Origin of the sequence: Martinezella calliandrae (assembly GCF_030272695.1) — a bacterium.
Lineage (GTDB): Bacteria > Pseudomonadota > Alphaproteobacteria > Rhizobiales > Rhizobiaceae > Rhizobium > Rhizobium calliandrae.
Genome location: NZ_JARFYN010000029.1, coordinates 36,655 through 49,645, shown reverse-complemented (window position 1 = coordinate 49,645; position 12,991 = coordinate 36,655). Strand labels below are relative to the sequence as shown.

At 58.9% G+C, this 12,991-nt stretch carries 12 protein-coding genes and 2 pseudogenes; 4 read left to right on the top strand and 10 right to left on the bottom strand.

Annotation, left to right across the window (positions count from 1 at the left end; translation table 11 throughout):
• Nucleotides 1-81: 81 nt before the first annotated feature.
• The 7 genes and pseudogenes from PY650_RS21090 to bioB all read right to left on the bottom strand — a co-directional run bounded on the left by PY650_RS21090 (nt 82) and on the right by bioB (nt 6,298).
• Nucleotides 82-801: a helix-turn-helix transcriptional regulator gene (locus PY650_RS21090; RefSeq protein WP_285881496.1), complete on the bottom strand. Its 720-nt coding sequence runs from the start codon at nt 799-801 to the stop codon at nt 82-84.
• A 164-nt stretch (nt 802-965) separates the two neighbouring features.
• Nucleotides 966-1,179 (bottom strand): annotated as a pseudogene (locus PY650_RS21085) (GntR family transcriptional regulator); the annotation flags it as partial.
• A 92-nt stretch (nt 1,180-1,271) separates the two neighbouring features.
• On the bottom strand, nt 1,272-2,255 hold the full coding sequence (locus PY650_RS21080; RefSeq protein ID WP_432761558.1) for a beta-ketoacyl-ACP synthase III: 984 nt from the start codon (nt 2,253-2,255) through the stop codon (nt 1,272-1,274).
• Complete coding sequence (locus PY650_RS21075) at nt 2,255-3,526, bottom strand: adenosylmethionine--8-amino-7-oxononanoate transaminase (RefSeq protein ID WP_285881494.1); 1,272 nt, start codon at nt 3,524-3,526, stop codon at nt 2,255-2,257. Before PY650_RS21075 ends, PY650_RS21080 begins: the two co-directional genes overlap by 1 nt.
• Nucleotides 3,523-4,161, bottom strand: a complete 639-nt coding sequence (gene bioD, locus PY650_RS21070) for a dethiobiotin synthase (RefSeq protein WP_285881493.1) — start codon at nt 4,159-4,161, stop codon at nt 3,523-3,525. Before bioD ends, PY650_RS21075 begins: the two co-directional genes overlap by 4 nt.
• A complete protein-coding gene (locus PY650_RS21065; protein ID WP_285881492.1) occupies nt 4,158-5,300 on the bottom strand; it encodes an 8-amino-7-oxononanoate synthase in 1,143 nt (380 codons plus the stop codon). The genes bioD and PY650_RS21065 overlap by 4 nt, the downstream gene beginning before the upstream one ends.
• Nucleotides 5,297-6,298 (bottom strand): biotin synthase BioB, encoded by a 1,002-nt coding sequence (gene bioB / locus PY650_RS21060; RefSeq protein ID WP_285881491.1) that lies wholly within the window; start codon nt 6,296-6,298, stop codon nt 5,297-5,299. Before bioB ends, PY650_RS21065 begins: the two co-directional genes overlap by 4 nt.
• 565 nt (nt 6,299-6,863) lie before the next feature.
• Between bioB and PY650_RS21055 the strand changes: the two genes are divergently transcribed.
• The 3 genes from PY650_RS21055 (at nt 6,864) to PY650_RS21045 (ending at nt 9,584) form a co-directional block, all read left to right on the top strand.
• The gene (locus PY650_RS21055) at nt 6,864-7,223 is read left to right on the top strand and encodes an SPW repeat protein (RefSeq protein WP_285881490.1); all 360 of its coding nucleotides are present in this window, start codon (nt 6,864-6,866) and stop codon (nt 7,221-7,223) included.
• Between the two features lie 477 nt (nt 7,224-7,700).
• Complete coding sequence (locus PY650_RS21050) at nt 7,701-8,501, top strand: SDR family NAD(P)-dependent oxidoreductase (RefSeq protein ID WP_285881489.1); 801 nt, start codon at nt 7,701-7,703, stop codon at nt 8,499-8,501.
• 159 nt (nt 8,502-8,660) lie between these two features.
• Nucleotides 8,661-9,584, top strand: a complete 924-nt coding sequence (locus PY650_RS21045) for a LysR family transcriptional regulator (RefSeq protein WP_285881488.1) — start codon at nt 8,661-8,663, stop codon at nt 9,582-9,584.
• 140 nt (nt 9,585-9,724) lie between these two features.
• Here PY650_RS21045 and PY650_RS21040 read toward each other — a convergent pair whose 3' ends face one another.
• The 3 genes and pseudogenes from PY650_RS21040 to PY650_RS21030 all read right to left on the bottom strand — a co-directional run.
• Nucleotides 9,725-11,017, bottom strand: coding sequence for an epoxide hydrolase family protein (locus PY650_RS21040; RefSeq protein WP_285881487.1), 1,293 nt, complete (start codon nt 11,015-11,017; stop codon nt 9,725-9,727).
• 13 nt (nt 11,018-11,030) lie between these two features.
• Nucleotides 11,031-11,444 carry an Ohr family peroxiredoxin gene (locus tag PY650_RS21035; protein WP_285881486.1) on the bottom strand — a complete coding sequence of 138 codons (414 nt, stop codon included), beginning with the start codon at nt 11,442-11,444 and terminating at the stop codon, nt 11,031-11,033.
• Nucleotides 11,445-11,815: 371 nt separating this feature from the next.
• Nucleotides 11,816-12,249 (bottom strand): annotated as a pseudogene (locus tag PY650_RS21030) (IS6 family transposase); the annotation flags it as partial.
• A 143-nt stretch (nt 12,250-12,392) separates the two neighbouring features.
• On the opposite strand from PY650_RS21030, the gene PY650_RS21025 reads away from it, so the two are divergent.
• Nucleotides 12,393-12,932 carry a thiamine phosphate synthase gene (locus tag PY650_RS21025; protein WP_285881485.1) on the top strand — a complete coding sequence of 180 codons (540 nt, stop codon included), beginning with the start codon at nt 12,393-12,395 and terminating at the stop codon, nt 12,930-12,932.
• Nucleotides 12,933-12,991 lie beyond the last annotated feature (59 nt).

The following is a 12,991-nucleotide window of genomic DNA, read 5'->3' as shown; positions in this document are numbered from 1 at the left end:
TCTTGGGTCGCCGCTTGGAATTTCTCGATATTCTATTACACGTTGATCTCGGGCCGCATGCATGTGCGTATCTGCGTGCATCTAGCTGATAATCTGCCGCCTGATCGCTTCAGCGATCGCATGCGTGCGATTGGTGGCGCCGAGCTTGCGCGCGGCGCGCTTGAGATAGGTGTTAACCGTTTCGGCTTGATACTCGGAAGTGGCGGCGATTTCGTCGCTTGTCAGCCCTTTGCTCGCCATTGCAAGGCAGAGCAGCTCGCCTTCTGAAAGACAGCACGCGCTCGCGGCGAAGCGGTCCATCACTGGCCTCGTGACAGATTTGTGGAGAGGTTCGGCGAGAAATGCCAGCAATTGCCGTTCGCTCTCGGCAAATGGACGGTCGCTTGTGAAGCAAACACCTCCGTAGACACGGTCATTCCTCGCCACGGGAACCAGGAAGCGGTTTCGGATATCAAAGGAACGATTCAAGTACTCAAGCCGCGCCGGCGCAACAATCGTGTCAAGCGCTTCTTCCTCGGTCGTCGGCGCGTTCCGGCGTCGTGACAGAATTACGAGCGGATCCGAAAGATGAAGCTCTTCGGCGAAGTAGGTCTCCACATAGGCTGGAGGAAAAGAGGTTTCGCTCGAGCGGCCGCCCCCAAAATGATAGCCATCGATATCGAGACCTGCGACGGCGATGTGCTTTAACCCGACCGATTGGCGCAGTTTGTCCACGACCCCGTTGTTTCGCAGAATACGATGCGTCGGAACGGCGGAGAGGCTTCGATATAAATCAAAGGAATGAATGGCGACGCAGCCCATTTGCAACCTCAAATTTCTATATGTATGCGACGGAAACTTTTCACGCCATTTGGTTGATCAAATGTTAACGCCCAAAGACGGGTAGCAAGGCTTTCTCAATCTTACGAATTGAACCTGAAGCGGTGCGGTCCATTGTCCGAGACGGTCTCAAGCCTTCAGCCGACCACGCACACGCCCCTGCACGGCTGGCTAACCATCACAGTCCTTGGGATTCGAGGAGGCGGACGGCCTCGCGCGCGGGCACGTGACTGGCGCCGAATTTCTCGGCAATATGATCCTGCGCAAGTTTGGCGCCGGCTTCGATTACACCCGATATAATCCGATCGCGAGTGTCCGGCTGACCCGCACGGCGATGGGATCATCTTTTGCAATATTCATTTGATTGTCATCGGTTCCAGAAGGGCGCATCGAGTCGCAGCCAATCTTACCCAGCCATTCGCTCGCGATCCATCCTCTTCTTGGCATCATGCTCAGACGGCGAATATCACAGCCCCGCCCGAAAGGCCCGCGCCGGCAGCAGCCATGAGAAGATGCTCCGCGGATTTGAAGGGCCTGCGTCTATTCTCAACGGAAAGGGACAGCGGAATGGTGGCAGCCGAAGAATTGCCGAATTCCGCAATCGTGCTGACGACCTTTCTTTCCTCCAGTCCGAGATTGTGACGAACCGCGTCGCAAAGGCGGATGTTGGCTTGATGCGGAACGAAGCGGTCAATGGCGCAGTTTGTTAGAATTGCCTCGTCCATCGCCTGACGTGCGGTGCGTGTCATTAGGTCGACAGCACGAGAGAAGACCTCGCGCCCGTCGGGCATCGTCATCAGCACCTGATCCGCCGGCGTGTCGGGGGAAAAAGGTTGGCTACTGCCACCGGAGGGGATGGTAATCAGATCGTAGCCGCTTCCATCCGCGGCCAAAACCGCTGCTCTGAGGCCACTTTGCTCGTTTCGGCAAGGGGTAAGCACGACCGCGCCGGCGCCGTCGGCAAACAGAACGGCGCTGGCACGTTCGGAAGGGTTGATGCGGCGGCTGAGAATATTGGCGGCCACGACCAGCACGGATCGGCCATGCGCGCGTACGAAACCGTCAGCCAGGGTCAGCGCATAGAGGAAGCCGGAGCAAGCGCCGGCAAGATCGATGGCTCCGGAATTGTTTAAACACAGCTTGTGCGCCAGAAGGGGTGCTGAGGGTGGCAAGAGATGATCCGGTGTCGAGGTGGCAAGCAGGGTCATCGCGATCTCGCCCGGCGCAATCCCGGCATCTTCAAGGGCCATTTTTCCGGCCTCGGCCGCAAGGCCGCTCAATGTATCCCCTTCGCTTGCCCAGTGGCGGGATCGGATGCCTGTGCGCCTTTCGATCCAGCCTGCCTCGAGGTCGAGCCGGCTTTCAATTTCCGTATTGTGGACGATGCGGGATGGAACGGCATGACCGAATCCGGCAAGACGGGAGGAAAGGGGCATCAAGATGCGGTCTCCCCCAGAACGAGCGAGGCAACTTCGTCGATGGCGTCATAGGCGGCCGCGATATCCCCGGCGCTCGTGCAATAAGGTGGCATCAGGTAGATGACATTTCCGAGCGGGCGCACAAGCAGCCCGCGTTCGCGAAACAGCCTCCGCATACGCGGCCCTACTTCGGCGAGGTAGCCGCCCGAGGGCACGGCAAGATCGAGAGCGGCGATCGTCCCGCACTGCCTGACGTTTACAAATCTGCTGTCTTTCTCGAAGCGGCGCAGATGCTGGGAGTGTAGTGCCGCAAGCTCGGCAACCCGCGCGTCGACCGGCTCTTCGTGCCAGATCTGCAGATTGGCAACAGCCGCCGCACAGGCGATTGCATTGGCGGTATAGGAGCTCGAATGGAAAAAGGTCTTGCGTCGGTCGGAAGACAGATGGGCTTCAAAAATCTCGCTTGTGCAAAGGGTTGCCGCCAGCGGCAGGGCACCCCCGGTCAGTCCCTTCGAGGTGCAGAGAATATCGGGCACTACGCCCGCCTGTTCGCAAGCGAAGCGCTTGCCGGTGCGACCCCAGCCGGTCATCACCTCATCGGCGATGAACAGGCAGCCGTATCGGCCTGCAATTTCCTTCAAAGCGGAGAGGACGCCGCTGCAATAGAATTTCATGCCACCTGCGCCGAGCACCAGCGGTTCAATCAGGATGGCGGCGACCTTTCCTTTGCGGCAAATGGCTTCGAAAGCATCGAGCGTTTGCTGCTCCCGACCGGGTTCGGGGAAGGAAAGACGGTCAACGCCGAATAGCAGCGGTTCGAAGGGCGCGTTGAACACGCCGCGCTCTCCCGCCGACATGGTGCCGATCGTGTCGCCATGATAGCCGTGTTCCATCACCACGATGCGGTCGCGTGCGACGCCGCGATTGTGGAAAGTGCCGAGCGCCATCTTGATCGCCACCTCGACGGCTGTCGATCCGCTATCCGAATAGAACACATGTTTCAGTCCTGACGGCACGAAGGCGAGCAGACGTTCGGCGAGGGCTTCTGCCGGTTCATGGGTAAATTCGGCGAAGATGATCTGGTCGTAGGCCTCCGTCGCTTCGCGGATTGCCGCCATGATGCTGGGATGGCGATGACCATGAGTGATCACCCACCAGGACGAGATTGCATCAAGGATGCGATTGCCGTCCTCGTCGAAGAGATATGCACCTTCGGTGGTAACGATGCGCTTCATCGGCGGTTCAAGTGCATGCTGCGTGAAGGGGTGCCAGACGGGGGAGGGGGTCACGCGCGTGCCTCCATAAGGGATGCAATGTCAAAGTTCTCACGGAAGACGCGACGCAAGGTTACGCTTGTCAGGTTTTCCAGTAGCGGCAGCCGTCCCAGCACATTCACTTGCCCGATTGCGGCGATGGTCGCCTGGGTGTCGGCATTTTCCGCACCGATGAACGCGACGTCGCGGATGGGGATGTCGCGGCTGCGCAGCGCCTCGATGGACAACAGGGTATGATTGATGGTGCCAAGCGACGTTCGGGCACAGAGGATAACGGGAATGCGCCACCGGGCGAAGACGTCGGCAAAAACCGTGTTTTTCGCGAGCGGCACCAGAAGGCCGCCGGCGCCCTCGATGATCAGCGGACCGGCGCAGGCCGGTGGTTCAAGCCCGGCGGGGTCGATTTCCACGCCGTCGAGGCGCGCGGAAAGATGCGGCGAGACCGGGGCAAAAAGACGATAGGCTTCCGGTAGGATATGGTCAGCCGGCAGCCCGCTTAGTCGAGCGACCGTGTCACTGTCCGTCTCTCCCTCCAGTCCGGATTGCACGGGTTTCCAGTATCGGGCATTGAGCGCGCCGGCCAGCGCCGCGGCAAATACGGTTTTGCCGATGCCGGTATCCGTACCGGTTACCACGAAACGGGCAGTCATCTTTTGTGTTCCTCCATGGCGGCGGCGAGGCAATCCAGCAAGTGTGCAATTTGCCCCGTGTCGACGTTGAGCGTGATCGACAGCCGCAGGCGTGCGGTGCCCTCCGGCACGGTCGGTGGACGGATCGCACGGATATCGAAACCCTGAGCCTGAAGAGCTTCGGCAATTCGTACCGCACCGGCATTGTCGCCGATGACAACCGGCTGAATTTGCGACCCGCTAGGCTCTATGCCAAAGCGGCTTTTCAATTGGTCCCCGACAAAGGCGACCAGTCGTTCCAGCGCCACGCGGCGTTCAGGTTCGTCATTCAAAATGCGCAAGGCCTCGCGCACGCCGGCCGCCATGAGAGGCGAGGGCGCGGTGGAATAGATGAAGGCGCGGGCACGGTTGACGAGATAGTCGGCGAGGATGCCCGGCACTGCGAGCAGCGCACCCGACACGCCGAGCGCCTTACCGCAAGTATGCAGGGCAAGCACGTTTTCCCGACCTTCCAACCCGGCCGCGAGCCCCTTGCCGCCCGCGCCGAAAACGCCGGTGGCATGGGCTTCGTCGATTAGCAGAAAGCCCTCGTGACGGTCGGCGATATCGGCAAGGGCGGCAAGGGGCGCTCTATCGCCGTCCATGGAATAGAGGCTTTCGACCGCAACCCAGGGGCGACCTCTGCCGCCGTTCTTGCGCCAATTTCGGATCGTCTCATCAAAGACGTTCGCGTCGTTGTGGGCGACGCCGACGGCCGCCGCCTTGCTGGCTGCGATGCCCTCATGGGCGCTGGCATGGATGAGCGCGTCGTGCACGACTAGATCTTCGCGCCGTGGCAAGGTCGAGAAAAGTGCTGAATTGGCGGCATAGCCGCTGCCGAAATAGAGCACCCGATCCACGCCGAAAAATCCAGCGGCTTCCGCCTCTAATGCCTCGTGTTCGGGATGGTTGCCGCGCAGCAAGCGCGAGCCGCCGGCGCCTGCCGGAACGCCGCTTTCCATCGCCGCCATGATCGCTGCCTTGAGGCGCGATGAGCCCGCAAGAGCGAGAAAATCGTTGGAGGTGAAGTCCACGCCACGCTGCGGTGCAAGGCTGCGCAGCCGCGCCTTGCGCCGCAAGCCCTCAAGCGTCGCGACATAATCCGAAAATATCGCCGTCACACCGCCCGCTCCAGCGGCATGGGAGAAAGGCCGAGGCGGCGGAAGAGCGTTGTGTCGTGATCCTCGCCGGGATTATCTGCCGTCAGCAGCGTGTCGCCGACGAAGATGGAGTTGGCGCCTGCGAAGAAACAGAGCGCCTGCATCTCGTCGCTCATCTCGGTGCGTCCGGCCGAAAGACGCAGATGCGACGTCGGCATCAGGATGCGCGCCAATGCGATCGTGCGGACGAAATCAATCGGATCGACGGGATCCGCGTCCGCCAGCTTCGAACCGGGAATGGGGATGAGCTGATTGATCGGTACGCTTTCCGGCGGCACGGGCAGGCTCGCCAGGGTCAGCAGCATCGAGATCCGGTCATCGACCGTCTCGCCCATGCCAAGGATCCCTCCCGCACACACCTTGATGCCGGCCATGCGCACGGTTTCCAACGTATCGAGCCGATCCGCGAAGCTTCGGGTGGTGATGATTTCGGAATAGAAGCGCTCGGACGTATCGATGTTGTGGTTGTAGTAGTCGAGGCCAGCTTGCGCGAGCTCGCCCGCCTGAGTCTCGGTCAACATGCCGAGCGTCATGCAGGTTTCCATTCCGAGTGCCTTCACGCCCTCAACCATGGCGACCAGCGTGTCCATATCGCGGTCCTTCGGGCTGCGCCATGCCGCCCCCATGCAGTAGCGGGTTGCGCCTGCATCCTTGGCTTTGCGCGCCTCAGCGGTAACACGTTCGACTTCCATCAGCTTCGAGGCCTTCAGGCCGGTCGGATAATGAGCGGACTGGCTGCAATAGCCGCAATCCTCTGCACATCCGCCGGTTTTGATCGATAGGAGTCGGCTCATCTGCACGGCGTTGGGATTGAAATGCGTGCGGTGGATGGTTTGAGCCCGGAAGAGAAGGTCGTTGAATGGCAAATTATAGATAATTTTGGCATCGTCTATCGAAATTGGCGGTCCACCACAATCATTCTCGGCGAAAAATGGATGGGATGCACTTGATTTCTTCATAATGACAGGACTCCATTGCCAAATTATAGATAAAATAATCTATTGGCGATAAATTGGCAAGGGCAAAATCCGAGTTGGCAAATTTGTTGAGGCTTCTGGACAAAGCTTGCGATGGCCGAGTCAAAGAGGAGCTGTTCGACTGGTTGCTGGTATCAGGCATCGAGACGATGGAAAGATTGCCGTCGACGCCGCCGTCGATTGTATCGGCGGAGAAGAGGCGTTGTTGAGCGTCGGATCGCCGTTTGAGATCAAGTTGAGTTTGTTCGACGCACTGACGCTGGAGATCACCTACGGCGTGAGACCGGAAAGCGCGTTATAGGTCCTAAGCCGGCAGAGGCGCCGTCGGCCGCCGAATAACCATCCGCGACATTGCCAAGTTTGGAGGCGAGGTTCTCGATGCTCTGGCTGGCGCCTACGTAGCTAGAGGACACACCGACGCTGACGACTCAGGAGCGCCCATCGCACTTATCTTGAATCAAGTCCCGGTGTAACTACTTATATAATATGGCGTGAAGTTCACGCGAGGTGGAGCCGTGGTTGGGCTTCGTAATGGGAGGAGGTTGTCATGGCAATCACTCTGATGGAAGGAAAAAGGCCCCAGGATTGGGCAAATCTGGTCCTGGCAATATGTTTGTTTGTCTCCCCGTGGATCTTTGGCTTTACAGCCGAGAGAATACCGAGCTGGAACGCGTGGATCGTTGCCGTCGTGCTGGCTGCGTTCGCGATTGCGGCGCTTTCGGTATTTGTCGAATGGGAAGAGTGGGCAAATCTGGTGGTCGGTCTATGGTTGATCGCGTCTCCGTGGCTGCTCGGCTTTGCTGCTGACGCAAGCGCCAGATGGACGAATGTCGTTCTCGGGGCGCTCGTCGTTGTCGTATCGCTGTGGGCCGTCTGGGACGTTCATCATCCCCACGCCCACGCTTAGCCGGGGGCGCGAAATTGGTACTCAATAGATTCGTCGCGTGAAGCGGCGAGATGTTGCAACTGTGCAAACAGCAGCGTCGCCTTTTGAGGCTGGCGGAAGAAGTTTGTGGGCTCTTGGAGGCGTCATCAACGCTCAGTCCTCGGTCCACCATCATTTCCTCGTTGCCGTGTTGCAAGCCGTGCATCGCGGCATCTTTCTTTATTGGCATCACTCTTCCTACAAGTCTGTCTGGTGCTGGGAGCAGGGTGTCTCCGCGGTCGACACTTGGTCGCCGCATGATGGGTTTCGTAGGGTGAGTGAATCTTCCTATGTTCAAGACGCAGTCTCGATCAAGCTGCCACGGATACGGATTGTGCAGGTGCATGTTTCGAGAGGCTGACTATCGTTTTCGATAACTCCCGCCTGCGCTCTGCCTATCCTAAATTTCACCTGTGGCCGGACGTCAACGAACGTCCTTCAGAAAGATTAGGAGTTGGTATGACGAATACCAAGGGAACTGCGGTCGTGACGGGCGCGTCGACCGGCATTGGAGCTATTTATGCAGAGCGCCTTGCGACGCGCGGCTATGATCTCGTTCTGGTCGCACGGAGTGCGGAGAAGCTCGGCCAGGTCGCTGATCGAATTCGCGCCAGGGAGGGCCGGCAGGTGGATATCCTTCCCGCCGATCTTGCCAATACAGCAGACCTCGCGAACGTCGAGGATTTCTTGAGGACGACACCGGACATCACCTTGCTGGTCAACAATGCCGGTCTTGGCGGTGCCTTGAGGCTTGTCGAATCGGATATCGAACAAATGACCGCTATGATTTCGCTTAATGTGACGGCGTTGACGCGATTAACTTACGCGATCGTGCCGGAATTCCTCGCGCGGGGATCAGGCACGATCATCAACATCGCGTCGATCGTCGCAGTCAATCCGGAACTGCTCAACGGCGTCTACGGCGGCACAAAAGCGTTTGTCGTCGCCTTTAGCCAAAATCTGCGGCACGAACTGAAAGGTACAGGTGTTGATGTTCAGGTCGTCATGCCAGGCGCGACGGCCACCGACTTCTGGGCGATCGCTGGCCGTCCGATCGAGTTGCTTCCAAGCGCGATCGTCATGAGCGGTGAAGATCTGGTCGATGCGGCGCTCGTCGGGCTTGATCGTGGCGAGTTTGCTACCATTCCCTCCCTTCAGGAGGGCGAGTTGTTCGATGCTTACGAAGCAGCTCGCCAAGCCATGGCAGGCAAGCTGTCCACCGCCAAGCCAGCGGCCCGCTATCGTGTCTCAACCCTATAATTGATGGCGTGGCGAATAGCGTGGAAATGGCCTTCGCGTATCAACGCGCGTGAAATTTGCAAAGCGTACTTGCAATGATCGAGGCCCTGAATATGGGGCCTTCTGTTCCACCTCCCTCGAAGGCGCTATTGTGAGCGAGTGGGCTTCATGGGGGGTAGCATGGACCGTCTTGATGCGATGCAAGTGCTGCTGGCAGTCGTTGACGCCGGCAGCCTTTCTGCGGGAAGCCGAAAGCTCAACGCACCGCTACCAAGTGTAAGCCGTAAAGTAGCGGAGCTTGAGCGCTTCCTTGGTACCAACCTGCTGATCCGCACCAGCCGGAATATCCAATTGACCGATGCGGGCCGTGACTATGTGGAGGCAGCCCGGCAGATCGTGGCCCAGATCAAAGAGGCCGAACTTCGGGCCTCGGGCGAATATGAAGGCCCGAAAGGCGAGCTTGCGATCACGATGCCGTTGGTCTTCGGCCAGCAACATGTAATGCCGCTTGCGCTCGATTTTCTTTGCGAGCACCCTGAAATCACCCTCAACGTCCTGTCCGTCGATCGTGTGGTTCATCTCGTGGATGAACACGTCGATGTCGGTATCCGTCTCGGCCGTCTCGTCGATAGTTCGCTCTATGCGGTCAAAGTGGGCGACTTTCGTCTCGTGACCTATGCAAGCCCGGCCTATCTGGCGCGCAGGGGTCTCCCTTTGAGGCCGGAGGACCTCGTCAATCACGATGCTGCCATCTTTGGTGCGATCGAGGCAGCATCGTGGATCTATGATCTTGACGGCCAGAAGGTCCAGGCAGTGCCGAACATCCGAATCCGGGCCAATACCAGTACGGATGCCATCGAGGCCGCTGTGCGTGGTATTGGAGTTGCGCGGGCGCCGAGCTATCAAGCATTGAACGAATTGCGGACCGGCGCGCTGGTTCGCATCCTCGACGACCACGACAACAAAACGTTTCCAGTGCATCTGGTCTATGCGCGCCAGGGTCTGCTCCCACTGAAGGTGCGAGCCTTTCTAGACTGGATGGTACCTCGCATGCGCGAGGGGTTGCGGCAGCTCGAGGATATCAAGCAGGTGGCGAGAGACTGAATTCCTGTCAGCCATATGCGTTGCTGCTTGGCGAGCGTGCAGAGGCCCATCGTCGCCACACGCGATCTCAAGCAGAAAAGCCTGCGATCGCAACGACCGCAGGCTTGACATGACACGATAGTCCGGATTTTTCGCAGGTATCAGCGCAGCGATCTGAAGGCGGTGCGCATTTCGCTTGTGAATGCGGCCGGCTGTTCCCAGGCGGCGAAATGTCCACCCTTATCGAGGCGATTGTAGTGGATCAGTTTCGGATAGGCACGTTCGGCCCAACTCCTGGGCGCCGGATAGAGCTCATCGGGGAAGACGCTAACCGCGACCGGCAGCGTGACGCCTTTTGGCGCGAAGAAGGCAAGCTTGCTTTCCCAGTAGAGGCGTGCCGATGAGATGGCAGTTCCGGTCAACCAATAGAGCGACACATTGTCGATCAGGTCCTCCTTCGACAGGCCTTCCTCGCCGCCATCGAAGACGCGAGTGATCAATTCCATACTGCGCGCATCATGGTCGAACATCCACGAGGCCAGTCCGATCGGCGAGTCCGCGAGTGCATAAAGCGTCTGCGGACGCTTCGCCATCTCGATCGCATAACCCAGCCCGTTCTTATAGAAGTAATCGAGTTGGTTGTAGGCCTGCAGCTCATCCGGCGAAAGGCCAGCCGGCGGGGCTGCACCTGCAGCGAGAGCCTTGGCGATGTCGTCCGGCACCGTTGCCGGCATGTTGGTATGGATACCGATCAGACCGGCTGGCCGCTGCAAGGCCAGCTGCTCGGTAACGGCGTTGCCCCAGTCGCCACCTTGTGCAACGTAACGCGTGTAGCCCAAACGCTCCATCAAGACCGACCAAGCCCTGGCGATGCGGATCGGATCCCAGCCAAGCTCCGTCGGTTTTCCGGAAAAGCCGTGTCCCGGCAGCGAGGGGATCACCACATCGAAGGCGTCGGCTTCGGTGCCGCCGTAGTGGGTGGGATCGGTTAGCGGGCCGATGACCTTGAGTTGTTCGAAAATCGAGCCTGGCCAACCATGCGTGATGATCATCGGCAGCGCGTTCGGATGCTTCGATCTCACATGGATGAAGTGGATGTCGACACCATCGATCTCGGTGATGAAATTAGGCAGATTGTTCAGATAGTCTTCGGCCTTGTGCCAGTTATATTCATTCGCCCAATAATCGGCGACGGCCTTCATGGTCGCCAGCTTTAGACCTTGCGAGGTATCGCCGACCGTCTCATGGTCGGGCCAGCGCATTGCCTTGACGCGCTGGGTCATATCCAAAAGCGCGGCCTCGGGTATGGCGATCTTAAAAGGACGCACCGTCGACCTGTCCGGTATGGTGGCGCCTGTCGCTGCGGCAATATGAGGGAGGGCAATAGAGGCAGCCCCGATCAGCGACGTGGCAATGAACTTGCGTCGGCCGACCTCTGTGCTGATGATTGACATCTTCTTTCTCCTATCAGGCGACCGCGACATGGGCAGCAATGCCACCGCGCGTCATTTTCGAGTAAGGGCAGATCGCATCAGCCGAGCTGACGAGTGATTGCGCCACGTCCGGATGAAGCCCGGGCAGGCTTACGTTGAGCCTTGCGACAAGATGGAAGCCTTCTGCGTCATCCAGGTTCAGATCGACTTCGGCGTCGACTGCGGTGCCATTCGGCAGTTCAATGCCGGCCTGGCTTGCAGCCCGCGCCAATGCTCCCTCGAAGCAGGCCGACCAACCGGCTGCGAAAAGTTGCTCGGGATTGGTGCCGGGGCGCTTGGTGCCTGGGGTCGCGAGTTGGACCTCGAGTTGACCATCCGAGCTTCGGGCGGCGCCGTCGCGACCGCCGATCGTATGAACGTAAGCAGTGTAAAGGGTCTTGCTGGTCATTGATTCAGTCCTGTTTTGACAAAGTTGCCGTGTTCCAGCCGAGATCGACGCGCTTCGCGTATATGGAGCCAAGTCGCGATCATGTTGATATCGGCCTGCATCAATGCGATCGGCCGCTGAACCCGGATTTGACCGGCGGGCATCGCATTGACGTCGTCAATCTAAGTGCTCTCAAGCGGCGTCATCAGACCGCAAGACTGGGAAGTTACCTCTCGTTTTCAGAGAGGGTATCGATCTCGGTGGTTCGGAGTAGATTGTCGTGCGCCAAGGTGACCCAGGCGACGCCGGCTCTGATTCCTTCAAGAGCTTTAAATGCAATTTCGCATTGTAAGAGGTCGGTGCCGAAGTGGACGCTGCATCGCCGAACGCGACGCGATCCCGTAAGTCGGCGCCTTGTCGGTATTGATGACCGTTGGCTTTTCCCAATCCTTCAGACCGTTCAAAGCCTTGCCGAGGAAGCGTTTGGCCGCTTTGGCATTCCGTGTCGGAGAAGGATAGAAATCGATCGTGTTGACGAATTTATCGACGGCCCCGTAAAGGTAGGTCCATTGTCCGCGCACCTTCACGTAGGTTTCGTCGACGCCCACTCCTCGATTGCGGCCGGCGCCAGTGCCAACGCAACCGCTTTTCGATCTCCGGCGCGTACTTCTGAACCCAGCGATAAATCGTGGAATGATCCACGAGCACGCCCCGCTCTCCCATCATTTGCTTCAAGATCGCGATAGCTAACAACATAGCGGCACTACCAACGCACCACCCACAAAATCACTTCGCCCTGAAAATGACGCCACTTGAAATCGCTCATCAAAAATCTCGCCGAAAATCTTCCGCGCGCTCTCGGGCATCGCCAGAATGTTTGCAACAGGGCCCGCAAGCTGCCGCCGGACCTGATCTGGGAAGGTTAGGCGGCTATCTCCCACAGACCTTCCGGCCGTCGAACTTACCCGATTGCCGAACGCGTCCCGCAGTCGTCTCCTGCGTCAGGACCGCCGACAGCCGGTGTGCGATGTCCGAGTGAACCGGCGGGCAAAAGCAGTCTGCGTGGCGCATGGATGCCAGCTGATCGTCAACGCCTATTGGCAGCTTTCCATCGAAGAGGGCTGTGATTTCATCCATTTCTGCCAGGAGGATTTGGCGGTGGCCGATCTTGCCGCCATCCGTGAGGCCGGATTGAAACTGGGAGTGTCGACGCACGACGAGGCGGAATTGGCAACGGCGCTTGCGGCGCGCCCGGACTATGTCGCACTCGGTCCGATCTATCCCACCGCTCTCAAGGCGATGCCCTGGCCGCCACAGGGGCTGGATCGTATCGGCGAATGGAAGGCGCGTATAGGCAACACACCGCTTGTCGCCATTGGCGGACTGACCGTTGAGCGCATTGCCGGGGTGTTCGAAAATGGCGCCGATAGTGCGGCAGTCATAACCGATATCACGCGCAATTCCGATCCCGAACAAAGGACCCTGGCCTGGATTGCGGCAACACGCTAAGTTCATCGAGAACGCTAAAGAGGAAATTTGCCTCTCATCCAAACGACGGCGAGCACAAA